15 protein-coding genes and 2 riboswitches are annotated in these 18,481 nt (G+C 62.4%); of the genes, 8 read left to right on the top strand and 7 right to left on the bottom strand.

Annotated features, from left to right (window positions below; genetic code table 11):
• Window positions 1-7: 7 nt before the first annotated feature.
• Window positions 8-2,833, bottom strand: coding sequence for a methionine synthase (gene metH, locus HZ993_RS14235; RefSeq protein WP_209393398.1), 2,826 nt, complete (start codon window positions 2,831-2,833; stop codon window positions 8-10).
• A 22-nt stretch (window positions 2,834-2,855) separates the two neighbouring features.
• Window positions 2,856-2,930, bottom strand: a riboswitch (S-adenosyl-L-homocysteine riboswitch).
• A gap of 111 nt (window positions 2,931-3,041) precedes the next feature.
• Here metH and HZ993_RS14230 point away from each other — a divergent pair.
• The gene (locus tag HZ993_RS14230) at window positions 3,042-3,611 is read left to right on the top strand and encodes a cyclic nucleotide-binding domain-containing protein (RefSeq protein WP_209393397.1); all 570 of its coding nucleotides are present in this window, start codon (window positions 3,042-3,044) and stop codon (window positions 3,609-3,611) included.
• 192 nt (window positions 3,612-3,803) lie between these two features.
• Here HZ993_RS14230 and HZ993_RS14225 read toward each other — a convergent pair whose 3' ends face one another.
• Window positions 3,804-4,886: a homocysteine S-methyltransferase family protein gene (locus HZ993_RS14225; protein ID WP_209393396.1), complete on the bottom strand. Its 1,083-nt coding sequence runs from the start codon at window positions 4,884-4,886 to the stop codon at window positions 3,804-3,806.
• Window positions 4,887-4,913: 27 nt separating this feature from the next.
• Window positions 4,914-5,004: riboswitch (S-adenosyl-L-homocysteine riboswitch) on the bottom strand.
• 258 nt (window positions 5,005-5,262) lie between these two features.
• Between HZ993_RS14225 and recQ the strand changes: the two genes are divergently transcribed.
• Entirely contained in the window at window positions 5,263-7,158 is a 1,896-nt protein-coding gene (gene recQ, locus HZ993_RS14220; protein ID WP_245213629.1) for a DNA helicase RecQ, read from the top strand.
• A gap of 165 nt (window positions 7,159-7,323) precedes the next feature.
• Here recQ and HZ993_RS14215 read toward each other — a convergent pair whose 3' ends face one another.
• Together HZ993_RS14215 and HZ993_RS14210 are read right to left on the bottom strand one after the other, a co-directional pair.
• Window positions 7,324-7,623, bottom strand: a complete 300-nt coding sequence (locus HZ993_RS14215) for a hypothetical protein (protein ID WP_209393395.1) — start codon at window positions 7,621-7,623, stop codon at window positions 7,324-7,326.
• Window positions 7,624-7,782: 159 nt separating this feature from the next.
• Complete coding sequence (locus HZ993_RS14210; RefSeq protein WP_209393394.1) at window positions 7,783-10,116, bottom strand: ATP-binding protein; 2,334 nt, start codon at window positions 10,114-10,116, stop codon at window positions 7,783-7,785.
• A gap of 110 nt (window positions 10,117-10,226) precedes the next feature.
• Here HZ993_RS14210 and HZ993_RS14205 point away from each other — a divergent pair, with 110 nt between their 5' ends.
• The 3 genes from HZ993_RS14205 (at window position 10,227) to HZ993_RS14195 (ending at window position 13,877) form a co-directional block, all read left to right on the top strand.
• Complete coding sequence (locus tag HZ993_RS14205) at window positions 10,227-11,426, top strand: threonine ammonia-lyase (RefSeq protein WP_209393393.1); 1,200 nt, start codon at window positions 10,227-10,229, stop codon at window positions 11,424-11,426.
• Window positions 11,427-11,487: 61 nt separating this feature from the next.
• A complete protein-coding gene (locus HZ993_RS14200) occupies window positions 11,488-11,631 on the top strand; it encodes a hypothetical protein (RefSeq protein ID WP_209393392.1) in 144 nt (47 codons plus the stop codon).
• Between the two features lie 362 nt (window positions 11,632-11,993).
• Window positions 11,994-13,877: a phosphoenolpyruvate carboxykinase (GTP) gene (locus HZ993_RS14195; protein ID WP_209393391.1), complete on the top strand. Its 1,884-nt coding sequence runs from the start codon at window positions 11,994-11,996 to the stop codon at window positions 13,875-13,877.
• A gap of 89 nt (window positions 13,878-13,966) precedes the next feature.
• Here the strand turns inward: HZ993_RS14195 and HZ993_RS14190 are convergent, their stop codons facing one another.
• The gene (locus HZ993_RS14190; RefSeq protein WP_209393390.1) at window positions 13,967-14,386 is read right to left on the bottom strand and encodes a hypothetical protein; all 420 of its coding nucleotides are present in this window, start codon (window positions 14,384-14,386) and stop codon (window positions 13,967-13,969) included.
• 144 nt (window positions 14,387-14,530) lie between these two features.
• Between HZ993_RS14190 and HZ993_RS14185 the strand changes: the two genes are divergently transcribed.
• Window positions 14,531-15,481: a LysR family transcriptional regulator gene (locus tag HZ993_RS14185; RefSeq protein WP_209393389.1), complete on the top strand. Its 951-nt coding sequence runs from the start codon at window positions 14,531-14,533 to the stop codon at window positions 15,479-15,481.
• A 4-nt stretch (window positions 15,482-15,485) separates the two neighbouring features.
• Window positions 15,486-16,331 (top strand): metallophosphoesterase, encoded by an 846-nt coding sequence (locus HZ993_RS14180; protein WP_209393388.1) that lies wholly within the window; start codon window positions 15,486-15,488, stop codon window positions 16,329-16,331.
• Window positions 16,332-16,355: 24 nt separating this feature from the next.
• On the opposite strand, the gene HZ993_RS14175 is transcribed toward HZ993_RS14180, so the two are convergent.
• Window positions 16,356-17,258 (bottom strand): DNA ligase, encoded by a 903-nt coding sequence (locus tag HZ993_RS14175; RefSeq protein WP_209393387.1) that lies wholly within the window; start codon window positions 17,256-17,258, stop codon window positions 16,356-16,358.
• 143 nt (window positions 17,259-17,401) lie between these two features.
• Here HZ993_RS14175 and HZ993_RS14170 point away from each other — a divergent pair, with 143 nt between their 5' ends.
• Window positions 17,402-17,824, top strand: coding sequence for a universal stress protein (locus tag HZ993_RS14170; protein WP_209393386.1), 423 nt, complete (start codon window positions 17,402-17,404; stop codon window positions 17,822-17,824).
• A gap of 8 nt (window positions 17,825-17,832) precedes the next feature.
• Here the strand turns inward: HZ993_RS14170 and HZ993_RS14165 are convergent, their stop codons facing one another.
• Window positions 17,833-18,450, bottom strand: a complete 618-nt coding sequence (locus tag HZ993_RS14165; protein WP_245213628.1) for a TetR/AcrR family transcriptional regulator — start codon at window positions 18,448-18,450, stop codon at window positions 17,833-17,835.
• Window positions 18,451-18,481 lie beyond the last annotated feature (31 nt).

The following is an 18,481-nucleotide window of genomic DNA, read 5'->3' as shown; positions in this document are numbered from 1 at the left end:
TTATGGTTTACAAATTGGGTGCCAGCAGGCGCTGCAAGTCGGTCGCCTTCATCTGGCGGCGCTGGGCCAGATCCTGCAACTGGTCATCGCCAATTTTGCCGACATTGAAGTAGCTGCTATCCGGGTGGCCAATATAAAAGCCACTGACGCTGGCGGCCGGGGTCATGGCCAGGCTCTCGGTCACGCCCATACCGATTTCTTCACACTGCAGCAGTGCGAACATGTCCTGCTTGACACTGTGGTCTGGGCAGGCCGGGTAGCCGGGGGCGGGGCGAATGCCCTTGTATTTTTCGGCGATCAGGTCTTTGGCATCCAGCGACTCCTGTGCCGCATAGCCCCATAGGTCGGTGCGCACGCGCTCGTGCAGGGCCTCGGCAAAGGCCTCGGCCAACCGGTCGGCCAAGGCCTTGAGCATGATGGACGAGTAGTCGTCGTGCGCGGCCTCAAAGGCCTGGGCGCGTTTGTCAGCGCCAATACCGGCGGTGACGGCAAACAGGCCGGCGTAGTCGGAAACGGTTTGGCGATTTTGGGCACTAGCCCCCGTCGAATGGATACTATGTGCTCCTGAATTAGGAGCAAAGCGGGGGGCGACAAAATCCGCCAGGCAGCGGCTGGGCATGGTCACACCATCCACCACCGGTTTTTCGGTCTGCTGGCGCAGGCCGTACCAGGTGAGCACCCGTTCGGTCCGGGTCTCGTCCGCGTAGAAGGCGATATCGTCCTCGTCCACGCTGTTGGCCGGGTACAGCGCGACCACGGCATTGGCCGTCAGCCAGCGACCGTCCACGATCTTCTTCAGCATGGCCTGGGCATCGGCAAACACGCGCCGTGCCTCCACACCCACCACTTCGTCGTCCAGAATGGCAGGGAAGGGTCCGGCCAGATCCCAGGTCTGGAAGAAGGGGCCCCAGTCGATGTATTTGGCCAGTTCACCCAGGTCGAAATTCTTGAACACGCGCCGGCCGAAGAACTTGGGCTTCGTGGCGGTGTAGCTGCTCCAGTCGATGGTGGTCTTGTTGGCCCGCGCCTTGTCCAGCGTCCACATCGGCGTTTGTTTCTTGTTCGCGTGCTGGGTGCGCACCCGTTCGTAGTCGGCGCTTAGCTCGTCCAGGAATTGGCCGGACTGGTCACTGAGCAGGCTTTGCGCCACACCCACGCTGCGCGACGCATCGGGCACGTAGACGACTGGGCCGTCATAGTGCGGCGCAATGCGCACGGCAGTGTGCACGCGGCTGGTGGTGGCGCCACCGATCAAGAGCGGGATCTTCTTGATGCGGAAGTAGTCGTCCTTCTGCATTTCGCCGGCGACGTACTGCATTTCTTCCAGGCTGGGCGTGATCAGGCCCGACAGGCCGATGATGTCCGCACCCTCGACCTTGGCGCGCGCCAGCACCTCGTGGCAGGGCACCATGACGCCCATGTTGACCACGTCAAAGTTGTTGCACTGCAGGACCACGGTGACGATGTTCTTGCCAATGTCGTGCACGTCGCCCTTGACGGTGGCGATGATGATCTTGCCCTTGGTCTTGACATCGCGCCCCGCCGCCTCATCCAAGCGCTTTTCTTCTTCAATGTAAGGAATCAGGTGCGCCACGGCGGACTTCATGACCCGCGCACTTTTCACCACCTGAGGCAAAAACATCTTGCCCTGGCCAAACAGGTCACCGACGATGTTCATGCCGTCCATCAGCGGGCCTTCAATCACGTGCAGCGGGCGTCCGCCGGTGGCCAATATCGCGCGGTAGGCTTCCTCAGTGTCTTCGGTGATGAAGTCGGTGATGCCGTGCACCATGGCATGGCTCAGGCGCTGGCCGACGGAGACAGGCGCCTCGGGTGTGCCGCGCCATTCCAGCTTTTTGCTTTCGTCCTTGGCGCCGCTCTTGGCGGTCTCGGCGATTTCGACCAGGCGTTCACCCGCGTCCTCGCGGCGGTTCAGCACCACATCTTCGACGCGCTCGCGCAGCACCGGCTCCAGGTCGTCGTACACGCCGACCATGCCGGCGTTGACGATGCCCATGTCCATGCCGGCGGCAATCGCGTGGTACAAAAACACGGTGTGGATGGCCTCGCGCACCGGGTCGTTGCCGCGGAAGCTGAAGGACACGTTCGACACGCCGCCGGACACCTTGGCGCCCGGCAGGTTCTGCTTGATCCAGCGCGTGGCCTCAATGAAGTCGACCGCGTAGTTGTTGTGCTCCTCAATGCCGGTGGCGATGGCGAAGATGTTGGGGTCGAAGATGATGTCTTCCGCCGGGAAGCCCACTTCGTCCACCAGGATGCGGTAGGCCCGCTCACAGATTTCGATCTTGCGGGCATAGGTGTCGGCCTGACCCTTTTCGTCAAAGGCCATCACAACCGCGGCGGCGCCATAACGGCGCACCAGCTTGGCCTGCTGGCGGAAGGCTTCCTCACCCTCCTTCATGCTGATGGAGTTGACGATGCCCTTGCCCTGCACACAGCGAAGGCCGGCCTCGATGACGCTCCATTTGCTGGAGTCGATCATGACCGGAACCCGCGAAATGTCGGGCTCAGACGCTATCAAATTCAGAAAACGGACCATCGCCGCCTGGCTGTCCAGCATGGCCTCGTCCATGTTGATGTCAATCACCTGGGCGCCGTTTTCCACCTGCTGGCGCGCCACGGCCAGGGCCTGCTCGAAGTCGCCGTTCAGGATCATGCGGGCAAAGGCCTTGGAGCCCGTTACGTTGGTGCGCTCGCCGATGTTGACAAAGGTGGCGCGGGGCGCGGCGCCGTCGTCAGAAGGGGCAATACCGATGGTCACCGGCTCCAGGCCGGACAGCATCATCGGAGGGACTGTGGAAATAGAAGACATGCATCTCACCTGTAAAAAGCGAACCAGGTGAGCGTCGTTGGGAACATCCAAGCCTGACAAGACCACCGTGTGGCCTGCTGCAACGCTCCTTGGATGCTCCAATTTTAAGGGAGAACTTCCGTGCCGGGCGCCTCGCCGTGGTTTACCATAGCCCCAACCCCCCGCAAACAACGGTTGTTTGCGCGGCACAGAGGCGGGCACCACGGTCATGAACCCTGACGACACTTCCCCGGACAACCCCCCCGACACCCAGCGCATACGCGCGTTTGAAACCGCGGCCGAGCTGCTGACGGCGCCCAACGCACTGATACACCTCACGCTGGAGGAAGCCCGGGTCGTGGTCGGTTACATGACGCCACAGTTCATCCCGGCCAACACCACCTTTATCCGCGAAGGCGACGCCGCCGACGAGGGTTTTATGGCCCTGCTGCTGGAGGGCGAGGTGGTCGTGGAGAGCGTGACCGTCAGCCGCACCGAGCCGCTGACCATTCGTGTGCTGGGCGCTGGCAGCCTGGTAGGTGAGGTGGGCCTGGTGGACGAGGAGCCGCGGTCGGCCTCTTGCACCACCAGCGCCGATTCGCTGTGCGCCATCCTGACCCGCGAATCCTTCAAGGCCCTGATCAACGAGGAGCCGCGCATAGGCTCCAAACTGCTGCTGGCCATCGCCGCCCGCCTGGCCGAGCGCCTGCGTGACAACGCCCGCAAGCTGCGCCTCTACGCCAAGCTGGCCAAGGCCATGCAGCTGGAGATCGACCGGGCCTTGCTGCAGCGGCCATGAAGATTGGTAAAAAGTACCTCTAGCCCCCGAGAGTGCTTGGTGTTGTGCTACTTAAAGCATAGCGTTTATCTGTAAGTCGCCGAGAGTCTGGGCGGCAGTGTGTTCTGCGCAGGTAAAGGAGGAGGCCGCGCAGCGGACGGGGGACACGGAGCAGAACATGCTGCCGACCAGACTCCTTCCCAGGTTCAGCCTTTAAGCCGCTTCCTTGTAGAAGAAATTGCGCCGCACGCTGCGCCCCGGCAACGGCGCCACCGCATGGGCAATCGCACCAATGTGGTCTGGCGTTGTGCCGCAGCAGCCGCCAACGATGTTCACCAGGCCTTCGGCGGCGAACTCCCGCACCAGGCGGCTGGTCACGTCCGGCGTTTCGTCAAAGCCGGTGTCACTCATGGGGTTGGGTAGGCCGGCATTGGGGTAGCAGCTGATGTAGGTGTCCGGCGCCACGCGGTTCAGCTCCTGGATATAGGGGCGCATCAGTGCCGCACCCAGCGCGCAGTTCAGGCCAATTGCCAGCGGCTGGGCGTGGCGCACGCTGTGCCAGAAGGCGGTCACCGTTTGGCCGCTGAGGATGCGGCCCGACGCGTCGGTCACCGTGCCGCTGATGATGATGGGCAGGCGCTCGCCGCTGGCTTCGAAGTATTCGTCAATCGCAAACAGTGCGGCCTTGGCGTTCAGCGTGTCGAAGATGGTTTCCACCAGCAGCACGTCGCTACCGCCCTCGACTAGGGCCTTGGTCTGGTCGTAATAGGCCTGTCGCAGCTCTTCAAAGGTCACATTGCGGGCGCCGGGGTCGTTCACGTCGGGGCTGATGCTGGCGGTCTTCGGTGTTGGGCCCAGGGCGCCGGCGACAAAACGGGGCTTGTCGGGTGTGGAATATTTGTCGCAGGCGGCGCGGGCCAGTTTGGCGGATACCAGGTTCATTTCCACGGCCAGGTCGGCCATGTCGTAGTCAGCCTGGGCCACGGTGGTGGCGCCAAAGGTATTGGTTTCGATCAGGTCGGCGCCGGCGGCCAGGTAACGCTCGTGGATGTCGCTGATGACATCTGGGCGCGTCAGGCTCAGCAGCTCGTTGTTGCCTTTGACATCGCGGTGGAAGTCGGTGAAACGGGTGCCTTGCGCGCCGGGGCCGGTATAGCCCTCACCGCGGTACTGCGCCTCGCCCAGCTTGAAGCGCTGGATCATGGTGCCCATGGCGCCGTCCAGGATGGCGATGCGGCTGGCCAGAATGCCGGGCAGGGCCTGGCCACGGGTGTAGGACAAAGTTTTGGAGGTCATGGATGCGGCTCACTTTCTCTGGGTACAGACAAGTGAGCGCGGTTGGCAAACCCAAGCCTGGCAACCTGTGGCGAACTGTTGTGCACAGTGCCGGGCCGCTGCAGCGCTCCTTGGGATGGCTGCATTTTAGACCACGGCGCGGTGAGGGGCCACCGCATCCTCCAAAGCGCCTGGGTGGCTGAGCGTTCTGCTTCGCGTCCCCCGCCCTCCGGCTTGCGCCTGCGGGCTCCTCCTTTACCTGCGCAGAACGCTCAGCCACCCAGGCTCCTGGCGCGCCCATGCCCGACAATAGGGGGGGTCCGACGGTGTTTTCCCCGAATCATCCGAAGGATTTATGACCATAGCCCCCGTAAATACTGCGTAATTAGCTACTGTTTTGATAGCAATCGACCCATCCATCTCCAGCCACACCCTGCACGCCATCCTGGAAGAGGTGTTCGGCTATGCGCAGTTTCGGGGCCCGCAGCAGGCCATCGTCGAACACGTGGCCAATGGCGGCGACGCGCTGGTGCTGATGCCCACGGGGGGAGGAAAGTCCCTGTGTTACCAGATCCCGGCCATTGCCCGCCAGCGCGCGGGGCTGGGGGTGGCGCTGGTCATCTCGCCGCTGATTGCGCTGATGCACGACCAGGTGGGCGCCCTGCACGAGGCGGGTGTCAGCGCAGAGTTCCTGAACTCGACGCTGAGCGGTGAAGAGGCCTACCAAATTGAGCAGCGCCTGCTGCGCGGCGACATCACCTGCCTCTATGCCGCGCCCGAGCGGGTGACCAACCCGCGTTTTCTGGCACTGCTGGACTCGCTGTACGAGCGCAACCAGCTGAGCCTGTTCGCCATTGATGAGGCGCACTGCGTCAGCCAGTGGGGCCACGATTTCCGCCCCGAATACCGCGCGCTGACCGTGTTGCACGAGCGGTATGTCGGTGTGCCGCGCATGGCGCTGACCGCCACGGCCGACGACCTGACCCGTGCCGACATCGTGGAGCGCCTGCAGTTGCAGGACGCTGAAGCCTTTGTCAGCAGCTTTGACCGCCCGAATATTCGTTACACCATCGTCGAGAAGCGTGAGGCTGTGCAGCAATTGCTGCGCTTCATCGAGCGGGAGCATGAAGGCGACGCCGGCATCGTCTACTGCCAGTCGCGTAAAAAGGTCGAAGACGTAGCGCAGACGTTGGTGGACGCCGGCATCCGCGCCTTGCCCTACCACGCGGGGCTGGACAGCAAGGTGCGCCAGGTCCACCAGAACCGGTTTTTGCGGGAAGAGGGCATCGTTATGGTCGCCACCATCGCCTTTGGAATGGGCATCGACAAGCCCGACGTGCGTTTTGTCGCCCACCTGGACATGCCCAAGAACATTGAAGGTTATTACCAGGAGACGGGCCGCGCCGGGCGGGACGGTTTGCCAGCCTACGCCTGGATGGGTTATGGCCTGCAAGATGTCGTCAACCAGCGCCGCATGATCGACGAAAGCCCGGCCGGCGAGGAATTTAAACAGGCTCTGCGCGGCAAGCTGGATGCGCTGCTGGGCCTGGCCGAAGCGACCGATTGCCGCCGCGTGCGGCTGCTGGCCTACTTTGGCGAGCAACTGGGTGATGGCCCGGGCTACCGTTGCCAGAACTGCGACAACTGCCTGAACCCGCCCGATATCTGGGACGGTACCGACGCAGCACGCAAGTTACTCAGCACCATTTACCGCATCCAACAGTCCAGCGGTATGTCGTTCGGGGCTGGCCATGTGATGGATATCTTGCGGGGCAAGACCACTGAAAAGGTCACCCAACACGGCCATACGGCTTTGAGCACCTTCGGTCTGGGCGCTGAATTCACCGAAATCCAGCTGCGCGGCGTGCTGCGCCAGCTGATCGCCATGGGCGCCGTGGCGGTGGATGCCGAGGCTTTTAATACCCTGCGTTTGACCGAACAATCCCGCGCCGTGCTGCGGGGTGAAGTCCAGGTGCAACTAAGGGAATCGGTCTCCACCCCCGCAAGCCGCAACAAAAGCAAACGCCCGGGCGCCGGTTCGGCCGTGGTCAAGGCGCCCATTGCGCTGGACGGAGAGGGTTTGGTGCGGTACGCGGCCCTGAAGGCCTGGCGCGCCGAGGTGGCGCGGGAGCACAATTTGCCCGCTTATGTGATTTTTCACGACGCCACATTGGCGGCGATCGCCAAACGGGCGCCTCAGACCTTGGACGATCTGCAGGGTATCAGCGGGATTGGTGCCAAAAAACTGGAAGCCTATGCGCAAGAGGTGCTGCGCGTGGTGAACCAGGGCTAGAACGGGGAAACTTCGGGTCGGCTATACCAACGTACCGAGCCACCGGGCGGGGGTGAACGCCAAAGTGAGGTAAAGGGGGAGGCCGAAGGCCGGAGGACACGAACGGCGGCGTTTACCCCCGTTCGGTGGCGGGCGCACATGATGCGCGCACCGCAGAAACACCTTTTACGCCGCAGAACGGCGGAAACATGTCTCGTAAGACATCGCCGCACCGGACATGGTGTTTTGCAAGCGGGCAATGGCGCGGCTGTGGCGCTTGCCACCCTTAGCATCACACAGGTGCTGGCTGTGGTGCTGGATCAAAGAGTGGAATTTGTTGCGGCAGGCATCCAATACACCGGCGAAATTCAGGGCGATATACGCGGAATGGTCGGCATGCGTATGGCGGAATTCGTCGGACCAGTAGTCAAACAGTTGCCACTGGTAAGTGCCTTTTTCAGGAACCTTGATCGTCTCTTTGTTCATATCAACACGTCAAAATGAAGAAGAATGGATACTGCTCAAGGCGCCTGGCTTCACTTCCAACGGGCCGGCGATTGATTGCATCCGCATGCAGATATGACGGTTGATGGCTACAACCGGTTGACACGGTCTCCGCACTTTTTGTGGGAAAACCGTGCGGATTTAGTGCACAAACCCTATTCCACGGGTCTCGCGCACCTCGGGTTTGATGCGGTGTTCGGCCTCCAGCTGCTCCAGAAACTCGGCGGGTTCCAGATGGGCGTCCAGGATGGCGTTCTGGCGCTTGACGGCTGAAAAGTCGCCTACACAGAGCTGGTCCAGCGCCGCCAGCCGCTTCTCCAGGTCCCGGTCCAGCCGGTCCGCGTCCCCGGCGCAGGCCTCGGTCACAAACAAGGCCAGCCGCTGGACCCGGGTCAGTGGTTTGAACTGGATCTTGAAGGTAAACCGGCGCAAAGCGGCCTGGTCTATGCGGTCCATCAGATTGGTCGTACAGATGAATATGCCGTGAAAACGCTCCATGCCCTGCAGCATTTCATTCACCTCGGACACTTCATAGCTGCGCTGGGCGCCCCGGCGGTCCTGCAAAAAACTGTCGGCCTCGTCCAGTAGCAGGATGGCGTTTTCGGTCTCAGCCTCGCGGAACATGGCGGCCATGTTTTGCTCGGTCTCCCCCACATACTTGCCCATCAGGTCACTGGCTTGGCGCACATGCAGGGGCTGGGCCAGCGTCGTGGCAATGTGTTCGGCCAGCGCCGTCTTGCCGGTGCCCGGGGGGCCGTAAAAACACAGGGTGCCATGGCCGCGGGCCTGCAGGGCCTGCACCATGCGGGGTATCTCAAACCGGCTTTCCACGTTCAGCAGGGCCGGGTCATAGTGGCTGGCCGCCAGCAGGCGCGCGCCATCCACGGCGCGGTTGCCCAGGGCCTGGTCGGCGTTTTTGAGTTGCCGCTCAATCAGGGCTTCCAGTGCGGTTTGCGCGCTGTTAGTGGCGCGTGTTTCCGCACTCGCCAGTCCGGCAAAACGCACTGCCGTCCGGATCTGTGCCGGGGTCAGGCCTTTGCGCTTGGCCAGGCGGCCTACAAATGCGTCCGACACCGCAACGCCCGTCAGCGTCTTGCGCACCAGTTCTTCGCGGGCGCCGGGCGGCGGTGATTTCAGCTCCAGGTGGTAAGCAAAACGGCGCCGGAAGGCCGGGTCGATCTGCTCGATGCGGTTGGTCACCCAGATGGTGGGCACCACGTTGGATTCCAGCACCTGGTTGACCCAGGCCTTGCCGCTGACGCTGCCATTGGGCGGCGCGGCGGTGGCGTCGGCCCTGGCCATCCACTGGGCGGCCTCGCTGGAAATGGGGGGGAACACGTCTTCCACCTCGTCAAACAGCAGGGCGGCCTGGGAGCTGCCTTTCAGAAACACCTGGGCGATTTGCAGCGAGCGGTAACGGTCGCGACCGCTCAGTGAGTTGCCGTCGCGGTCAGCGTATTCCACTTCGAACAGTTCCAGGCCGGCCGATTGGGCTACCACCTTGGCCAGTTCGGTTTTGCCGGTACCGGGTGGGCCGTACAGCAGCACATTGATGCCGACCTCCTGCCGGGCCACGGCATTGGCCAGCAGGTTGCACAACACCTGGGCGTCGTCGGCGACAAAGGCAAAGTCGTCCAGCCCCAGCGCGCTTTTGGTCGACAGGCGCGTGAATACGGCCATCAGCTCGGCCTGGTCGCGGTAGGGGCGCATCAGCACCGGCGGCAGCTTTTCGCTGACCTTCATCAGGTCGGCCAGGTCGGTGATGTTGTGTTCGGAAATCAGGTTTTCGACCAGGCCAATACGTTCCAGCCGGGAGCCCGCACGCAAGGCTTCGGCCACTTGGTCGGGGTTGACGCCGGCCACTTCGGCAATGGCTGCGTAGGCCTCGGGTGCGTTGTTGACCTTGAACTCGACCAGGATGCTGCGCATGTCACGCTGGTAACGTGCCAGCGTGCCGTACAGCAGCAGCGCACGTTCGGCCTTGTTCAGTTGCAGCAGGCCGGCCAGGGCGTTGATGTTTTTCTCGACCAGCGTGGACTGGCGCTTTAAAGAATTGCGCAACCATTCCCCGGTCACGGTCAACACCGAGATCAGGTCCTTGGGCTGGTCCTTGGCGTATTCGTCCAGAAAGAAGTACAGCGTGGCCTCGTCATACGGGCCGCGCCAGGCGCCGTGGCGGGCCAGGAACTCGGTGGCGTCCAAGGCTTCGTGGCCGCGCCACAACTCGTTGCTGACACAGCGCCGGGCGAGGAATTCACGCAACCGTGACAGCACCGATACCGGCCACACCAGGTGACGGCCAGCCAGGCCCACGATGCCATTGAAGTCGCGGCGCACGTTGAGGCCCGCGCCCTGGCGTGTGGCCAGGGTGAGTACAAAATGCGAGCACATCAAATCCAAAACCGGCGCCTCTAAAAGGCCCGGTGAAGGGATCAGATGCCCGCCCAGGGGCTGGGACAACAAACGCTTGGCCATCAAATGCCTCCAGCACAGTTGTTTACGGGGCCACCATACAGCAGACTGGCGCAAGATGGAAGTCTTGGGGACAAGATTTACGGACCGGAAAATAATTGCACAATGGCGGGATGATTGAATACCAAGACATCCAGGCGGCCGAACAACGGCTGCAAGGCCACCTGCTGCGCACACCCTGCGTCGCGTCGCAAACCCTGTCCGACATCACCGGCGCGCAGGTGTTTCTCAAGTTTGAGAACCTGCAGTTCACGGCCTCTTTTAAAGAACGCGGCGCCTGCAACAAGCTGGCCCAGCTGACGCCGGAGCAGTCAGCGCGCGGCGTCATTGCCATGAGCGCGGGTAACCATGCCCAGGGTGTTGCGTACCACGCGCAACGCCTGGGCCTGCACGCCGTCATCGTGATGCCGCGCTTCACACCGGGCGTCAAGGTCGAGCGCACGCGGGGTTTTGGAGCCGAGGTCATTCTGCATGGCGATACGCTGGAAGAATCCCGCAGCCATGCCTACGCGTTGGCTGAGCAACGGCAACTGACGTTTGTGCACCCCTATGACGACGATGCCATCATTGCCGGCCAGGGCACCGTGGCACTGGAGATGCTGGAAGACGTGCCCGATCTGGACACCCTCATCATCGCCATTGGCGGCGGTGGGCTGATCTCTGGCATGGCCACAGTGGCCAAGGCATTGAAGCCGACCATGGAAGTGGTGGGCGTGCAGACCGTGCGTTTCCCGGCCATGTTCAACGCCATCCAGGGCACGCAGCACCCCCAGGGCACCAGCACCATTGCCGAAGGTATTGCGGTGGGCACACCAGGGCGCATTCCCATGGATGTCATCCGCGCGCGGGTGGACGATTTGCTCTTGGTCGACGAGGGTGATATCGAACAGGCCCTGGTCATGTTGCTGGAGGTCGAAAAGACCTTGGTCGAAGGCGCTGGTGCCGTCGGGCTGGCTGCCTTGCTGAAGTACCCCGAGCGTTTCAAGGGCAAACGCGTGGGCCTGGTGCTGTGTGGCGGCAATATCGATCCGCTGCTGCTGGCCGCCATCATCGAGCGCGGCATGGTGCGCGCCGGGCGGCTGGCGCGGATTCGCGTCGGCGCGCGGGATGTGCCGGGTTCGCTGGCACGTATCACCGCCACAGTGGCCGAGGCCGGGGCCAATATTGAAGAGGTACACCACCAGCGGGCGTTCACCACGCTGTCGGCCCAGAATGCTGAGGTGGAACTGGTGGTCCAGACCCGTGGCCACGCCCATGTGCAGGAGGTGTTGACCGTGCTGCGGCAGGCCGGTTTTGACGCCCAACTGGGTTGAACCCCGCCTGTAGGTAAAATCGCCGCAGTTCTTATTGATTGACGCCTACAAGGAATACCCCATGTCTGCACCCACGCCTGCTCACACACCCGACCACCCAGTCGATGCTGTCGAAGCCATCGTTCCCCTGATTCCCGTTGTCTTGCCCGTCGTGGGTGGTGTGCTGATTTTCCTGTTGGCGTTTATCGCCGTGTACATGGCGTAAGGCCGCCTCAGCGCCTGACAATACGGTGTGAATAGCCCGCGGCCCTGCCCGCGGTGCACCCACCACACCACTTTTTCTCCCCGTCCTTGGTTTGTTACTGCGCATGCCCGCGCGGCATAGCCATGCGCGTTTGACAAGCGCCGCCCGCCAGAATCCATGCATAACCTCATGCAAGCTTTGCATGAATGTTGCAGGTAACCCACATGTAACCGCGGTACCAGTTCTTAAAATGCTGTACCCGCCCCTGCAGTCTGCGCGAGACCGGGGGACGGTTGTATCCACGTGTTTCTGCAAAACGTTTTCTCAAAGTCAAAGGGCGGCCTTTATTTTGAAAAGACGATTTTCAAACTAGGAGCTACCGTATGAACGCACCCATGATGCAGGGCCTGAAACTGAACACGCCCAGTTACGTCAAAAACCCCAAGCTGATCGCTTGGGTGGCCGACATGGCCGCACTGACCAAGCCCGACGCCATTTACTGGTGTGACGGCTCCGAAGAAGAATACCAACGCCTGTGCCAGCAACTGGTCGACGCCGGTACCTTCAAAAAGCTCAACCCCGCCAAACGCCCCAACAGTTTCCTGGCCTGCTCCGACCCCACCGACGTGGCCCGTGTCGAAGACCGCACCTACATCTGCAGCGCACAAAAAGAAAACGCCGGCCCCACCAACAACTGGATGGCCCCAGCCGAGATGCGTGCCCTGCTGGAAACCGGCAAGGACGGCGAAAAGGCGCTGTTTGACGGCTGCATGCGCGGCCGCACCATGTATGTGGTGCCGTTCTCCATGGGCCCTTTGGGTTCGCACATCGCCCACATCGGCATTGAACTGACCGACAGCCCCTATGTGGCCGTGAACCAGAAGATCATGACCCGCATGGGCAAGGCCGTGTACGACGTGCTGGGTGTGGATGGCGATTTTGTCCCCTGCATGCACACCACCGGCGCCCCGCTGGAACCCGGCCAGGCCGACGTGAAGTGGCCTTGCAACAAGACCAAGTACATCGTCCACTACCCCGAGGCCCGCGAAATCTGGTCCTATGGATCCGGTTACGGTGGCAATGCCTTGTTGGGCAAGAAGTGCTTTGCGCTGCGCATCGCCTCCACCATGGGCCGCGACCAGGGCTGGCTGGCAGAACACATGCTGATCCTGGGCGTGACCAACCCCCAGGGCAAGAAATACCACGTGGCAGCGGCCTTCCCCAGTGCCTGCGGCAAGACCAACTTCTCGATGCTGGTGCCGCCCGAAGGCTTCGAAGGCTGGAAGGTCACCACCATCGGTGACGACATTGCCTGGCTCAAGCCACATTCCGATGGCAAGCTGTACGCCATCAACCCTGAAGCCGGTTACTTTGGCGTGGCCCCCGGCACCAATACGCTGACCAACCCCAACTGCATGGCTAGCCTGGACAAGAACGTGATCTTCACCAATGTGGCGCTGACCGATGACGGCGACGTCTGGTGGGAAGGCATGGAGAAGGACGCTGGCAACATGCCCGCTCACTTGATCGACTGGCAAGGCAAGGACTGGACTCCTGCCATTGCCAAAGAAACCGGCGCCAAGGCCGCCCACCCCAATGCCCGCTTCACCGTGGCTGCCACCAACAACCCCGCACTGGACGCCCAGTGGGACGACGCCAACGGCGTGCCCATCGACGCCTTCATGTTCGGCGGTCGCCGCTCCACCACCGTGCCCTTGATCACTGAAGCGCGCAACTGGACCGAAGGCGTCTACATGGCCGCGACCATGGGTTCCGAGACCACAGCCGCCGCCACCGGCCAGGCTGGCATCGTGCGCCGTGACCCGTTTGCGATGCTGCCCTTCATGGGCTACAACATGAGCGACTACTTCCAGCACTGGCTCAATATGGGCGACAAGCTGGCCCAAAGCGGTGCCAAGCTGCCCAAGATGTACGCCGTGAACTGGTTCCGCAAGGGTGACGACGGCAAGTTCGTCTGGCCCGGTTATGGCGAAAACATGCGCGTGCTGAAGTGGATGATTGACCGCATCGAAGGCACAACCCCCGGCACCGAAAACGGCTTTGGCGTCAGCCCTGCTTATTCCGAAATCACCTGGACAGGCCTGGATTTCACGCCCGCCCAGTTTGCGTCGGTGACCAGCCTGGACAAAGCGGCTTGGAAAGACGAGTTCGCACTGCACAGCGAGCTGTTCACGCAGTTGGCGTACCACCTGCCACAGGCCCTGGTCGACACCAAGGCCCGCCTGGAAGCCAAGCTGGCTGTCTAGCGTCAACCCGTGGGGCGCAAGCCCCATGCAAAAAGCCACCCGCGGGTGGCTTTCTTTTTGTGCGCTGACGGATCAGCGAGGGGAGGTGATTAGCCCTGTGTCTGGCGAATCGAGGCCATGCGGATCTCGGCCATCACACGGTGGTCGTGGCGGGCCAGTTCCCACATCTGGGCTTCTTCACGGCGTTCCTTGCTGGCTTGCAGGTAGGCATTCAGCCACGCTGCGCCGGTGTTGGACATCTTGCGCAGAGGTGTAGCCAGGATGGCCAGCGCGGCAAAGGTGACAGTCCACAAGGCAACCCAGGCGGCGAGCATGTGGCCGTCGGTCCAGCTGTCGATAACCTGGTCTGCTGTGACCAACAAGGCGGCCATGCCGGCAGCGAGCAACATACCGGCCAATGGACGGGCTTTTTCTTCGGTTTCTATGGCGGGTGCGCTGGGCATTACAGCCTGCGCAGGCTTACGGATAAGCGCAGCGGGTGTAGAAGTGGCGTGTGCGAGCTGTGTCATGGCAAATTCCTTTGCAGAGTTGACGGAAGGCGAATCGAAAGAGGGGTCTTGAACTAACATGGCCTGAATACTAAGGGTTAACACTAGTATCGGTCTACTTTATGTTGGTGATGTTTGGTATTCACAATAGTTATGATTGACGCCATGCGCGACGTCTCACTGCGAAACCTGGACCTGAACCTGCTCAAGGTGTTTGACATGGTCATGTCCGAGCGCAGCCTGACCCGCGCCGCCGAACAACTGGCCCTGACCCAGCCCGCAGTGAGCAATGCGCTGCGCCGCCTGCGGGAGGCCTTGGGCGACGAGCTGCTGGTGCGAAAGGGCCGCACGCTGGAGCCCACGCCGCGGGCCGAGACCCTGTGGCCTGCCGTGCGGGGCTGCCTGCAGCAACTGCAGGCCTCGCTGGCGCCTCCGGGGTTCGATCCGGCCAGCGCCACGTCGACTTTTGTTTTAACCATGGCCGACGCCACAGCCGCCGAAATGATGCCGGGCCTGCTGGGCATCATCACGGCCCAGGCGCCCCATGTGTCCCTGCGGGTGGTGCCCTTGACCACCCGCGACCCGCGGCAACTGCTGGAGGATGGCCATGCCGACCTGGCGGTGGGACACTTTCCGGCCGTATTGGCCGACTTGACGGCACGAGCCCAGGCGGGAGACAGCGCGGGCTTTCTGCACCACCGCCTGTTTTCGGGTGACTATGTGTGTGTGATGCGCAAGGGCCACCCGCTGGCGCGCGAGCCGCTCACGCTGCAGCGCTTCTGCGAAGCCCGACACATGCTGGTCAGCTTTTCGGGCCGGCCCTATGGATTTATCGACGAAGCGCTGGCCGCCCTGGACCAGCGCCGCCATGTGGTGCTGACGGTGAACCAGTTTTTCACCGCGGGCAAGGTGGTGGCGCAGTCCGATGTGTTGACGGTGTTGCCACGCCACTTTGTCGGCGTGACCGGCTTCGCCCAGGACCTGGTGCTGCGTGAGTTGCCGTTCCTGGTACCACCGATCCAGGTGGATGCCTTATGGCATTTGCGCAAAGACGCCGACCGCTCCCACGCCTGGTTGCGTGACCAGATCGCCAACCTGGCGGCCAAGGCGTTTTGACCGCATGAACATCCAACTGCTATCCGATCTGCACCTGGAGGCCCATCCACACTGGAAGGCCGAACCCACACCCGGCGCGGATCTGCTGGTGCTGGCCGGTGATATTGGCTCTTACCAGAGCGGTTCACAACTGGGGGACAGCGACTTTGGCTTGGGGCAGTTTTCACCGCACAACGGTTGGCCCACGCCGGTGATTTTTGTGCCGGGCAACCACGAATACGATGGCATGGACTTCGACGTGGCCCATGCCCGGCTGCGGGAGACCTGTGCGCGCCTGGGCTTGGTCTGGCTGGAGCGCGAGACGCTGGTGGTGGAGGGCGTGCGTTTGGTGGGTACCACCCTGTGGTCTGACTTTGACGCGTTGGGCCCCACCACGCCGCCGCCGCCCGCTGCCAAACACGGTGCACAGGTCAACCCGTTGGCACAGTTGCTCAAGGCACGCGACAAAGCCTTTCGGGCCGCCAACTATTACCTGCGCAAAACCCTGACAACCCGGCGGGGCGAGCCCTGGCTGGCGGATGGTTTGCGCGAACAGGCTCTGGTCTGCCAGGACTGGCTGCGCACGGCGCTCGATCAGCCCTTCGACGGCCCCACCGTCGTTATCACCCACTTCGCACCCAGCCTGATGAGCGCGGACCCGCGTTACGGCCTGACGGCTGGCACCGCCGGTTTTTGCAACGCGCTGGATGATTTGCTGCCCCATGCGCAGTTGTGGCTGCACGGCCACCTGCATGCACCCAGCGACTATGTGCACCGCGGTTGTCGTGTGGTCGCCAACCCGCTGGGGTATGCGCGCAAGAATGAGCAGGTCAGCTTCCAGCCTAGGCAGTTGATAAAGATCGGCCTCTAGCCCGCGTTGGCGCTGCGTGTAATGCTATCCTTTTGATAGTGATCGCACAAAACTGGCGAAACGCGGCACACCCGCGTCGGTCAAACCCCGGTAACGGTAGGTCACCACACTGCCCACGGGCGGTGGATCGCGGCGCTGTGCATCTGTCAGGCCGGTGCCAATCTTGAAACGCACGCCGGGCGCGGCGGCATTCCCGCTGGCTACCGTCTCAACCAGCAGGGCGCCCAGCATGCCCGTGTATTTGCCCTGGCCCGTCTGGTGACCGATCACGCGGGCCTCGGCGTCCTCATGGGGTTTGACCTTCAACAAATCGCCATTGCGGGTGGCGCTGTACAGGGACGCGCCGCGGTGCAGCATCAGACCCTCACCACCGGCCTTCACCACACGGCGCATCTGCGCCTGCAAGGCCGTGTGGCTTGTGGCCCGCGTTTGTGCTACCGCCACCACCCAGGGTTGTGCGATGTGTGCCACCGTGGCCTGGAGGGCCGTGATGCGTTCGGTGAACGTGCCGCCGTGTGCCGGCATATCAAACACCATGAATCGCATGCCGCGCCAGGCGACATCGTTCGGAACCTGCTGGCGTGCGGTAGCGCTGGCCCGGGCAAACTGGCCGCGGCCCGCCCATAACTCGCCGTCCAGTGGTACGGCGGGCCAGCCTTCCGTGAACCAGGCCGGTGCCTGGACACGTTCTCCGCCCCGGGTGAACAATTGTTGTCCATCCCAGTAGCCGCGGATGCCATCGTATTTTTCGCTGACCCAGTAGTCGGCCAGATCGATGCCGGGGTGGTAAACCTTGGCCAGCATCAGCGCAGGTGCGCCAGAGGTCTGTGCCTGCGCCGCCGCAGCTAGGCTGGCACCCACGCTCCACAGCGCCAGCAGGCAAACCAGTGTCGCCAGTGGGCGGTTCAGACGCAAAGGCAGGTGCATGGTGTGCTCTCCGGTGGGTATGGTCAGCGGCAGCATACCAAGCGGTGGCGCAGGCGGGGTGGTAATTGCCCCAGCCCAGTTGACACATATCAAACGGAGTGTCGGTGGCATGGCTACACTGCGCCATATCCAAGGAGTACCCCATGAAAATTCTTCTGGCCGTAGACGGCAGCCCGTACAGCAAAAAAATGCTGGCCTACCTTGCTACCCACGATGGCATGTTTTCCCCCAGCAACGACTACACAGTGTTTACTGCCCAGGCTGCACTGCCCTCGCGGGCACGCTCAGTCGTCGGCAAAGAGGTGGTGGAGAGCTACTACGCCGATGAAAGTGAAAAAGTGATCGCCCCGGTGAGCAAATTTCTGCTGCGCCACGGTATCAATGCCAAGGGCAGCTGGAAGGTGGGCCAGGCCGGCGCATTGATTGCCAAGTTGGCAGAAGACGGTAAGTTTGACCTGGTGGTGATGGGCTCACATGGCCACGGCGCCTGGGCCAATCTGGTCATGGGCTCGGTGGCGACCCAGGTACTGGCACACTGCAAGGTGCCCGTGCTGATGGTGCGCTAAGCCACAGGCTAGCGGGCGTTCAGGCCGTCAAAACAGGTGGACATCACCAGGTCGACGATTTCTGCGTCGCTGTGCTGGCCGCCCATCTTCAAAAACTCCAGCACCGGGTCACAGGCTCGGGCGTACAGCGTGTAGAGCACGGCAATGGCGGGTAGCTGGGTGTTGATCGCGCCCTGGGCTTGTGCCGCTTCGATCCAGGCGCCCAGACGGTCGCTGACCTCGATCAAACCATCCATATAGTCTTTGTTGGCCATCAGCGTGGCACGCAGGCTAGAGTTCTGGCTGGGCAACGAGGGCATCTCGCCCGCCAGCTTGAGTTCCATGGTCCAGCGAACCACGGTGCGTAACTGTTCCAATGCCGGAGCGTCTGGCGCCAGGCCCTCCAGAAAGGCCTGGGCACGGCGCATGACACGGACCATGGCCGCAGCGGCCAGGTCTTCCTTGCTGGGGAAGTGTTTGTAAAGGCTGGCTTTGGCGATGCCCACGTTGGCGGCCACTTCGTCCACCGTCATGGCATCAAAGCCTTTTTCGGCCAGCAATTGGTTGACGACCCGCATGATCGCGTCTTCACGCGCTTGCAGCATCTGGGCTTTGAAGGACACTTTGACGTCAGATCGGGATTGCATGCCTACATTTTAGCCACACCCGTCTAAAAAT

The organism is Rhodoferax sp. AJA081-3 (assembly GCF_017798165.1).
In the GTDB taxonomy this organism is placed as follows: domain Bacteria; phylum Pseudomonadota; class Gammaproteobacteria; order Burkholderiales; family Burkholderiaceae_C; genus Allorhodoferax.
This window is presented reverse-complemented; position numbering and strand designations above follow the sequence as displayed.

Bases quoted from the DNA above. Each gene is read 5' to 3' on its own strand.
- HZ993_RS14190 (WP_209393390.1), bottom strand. From the start codon at position 14,386: ATGACACAGCTCGCACACGCCACTTCTACACCCGCTGCGCTTATCCGT.
- HZ993_RS14230 (WP_209393397.1), top strand. From the start codon at position 3,042: ATGAACCCTGACGACACTTCCCCGGACAACCCCCCCGACACCCAGCGC.
- HZ993_RS14185 (WP_209393389.1), top strand. From the start codon at position 14,531: ATGCGCGACGTCTCACTGCGAAACCTGGACCTGAACCTGCTCAAGGTG.
- HZ993_RS14175 (WP_209393387.1), bottom strand. From the start codon at position 17,258: ATGCACCTGCCTTTGCGTCTGAACCGCCCACTGGCGACACTGGTTTGC.
- metH (WP_209393398.1), bottom strand. From the start codon at position 2,833: ATGTCTTCTATTTCCACAGTCCCTCCGATGATGCTGTCCGGCCTGGAG.
- HZ993_RS14215 (WP_209393395.1), bottom strand. From the start codon at position 7,623: ATGAACAAAGAGACGATCAAGGTTCCTGAAAAAGGCACTTACCAGTGG.
- HZ993_RS14210 (WP_209393394.1), bottom strand. From the start codon at position 10,116: ATGGCCAAGCGTTTGTTGTCCCAGCCCCTGGGCGGGCATCTGATCCCT.
- HZ993_RS14200 (WP_209393392.1), top strand. From the start codon at position 11,488: ATGTCTGCACCCACGCCTGCTCACACACCCGACCACCCAGTCGATGCT.
- HZ993_RS14195 (WP_209393391.1), top strand. From the start codon at position 11,994: ATGAACGCACCCATGATGCAGGGCCTGAAACTGAACACGCCCAGTTAC.
- HZ993_RS14165 (WP_245213628.1), bottom strand. From the start codon at position 18,450: ATGCAATCCCGATCTGACGTCAAAGTGTCCTTCAAAGCCCAGATGCTG.
- HZ993_RS14205 (WP_209393393.1), top strand. From the start codon at position 10,227: ATGATTGAATACCAAGACATCCAGGCGGCCGAACAACGGCTGCAAGGC.
- HZ993_RS14180 (WP_209393388.1), top strand. From the start codon at position 15,486: ATGAACATCCAACTGCTATCCGATCTGCACCTGGAGGCCCATCCACAC.
- HZ993_RS14170 (WP_209393386.1), top strand. From the start codon at position 17,402: ATGAAAATTCTTCTGGCCGTAGACGGCAGCCCGTACAGCAAAAAAATG.
- HZ993_RS14225 (WP_209393396.1), bottom strand. From the start codon at position 4,886: ATGACCTCCAAAACTTTGTCCTACACCCGTGGCCAGGCCCTGCCCGGC.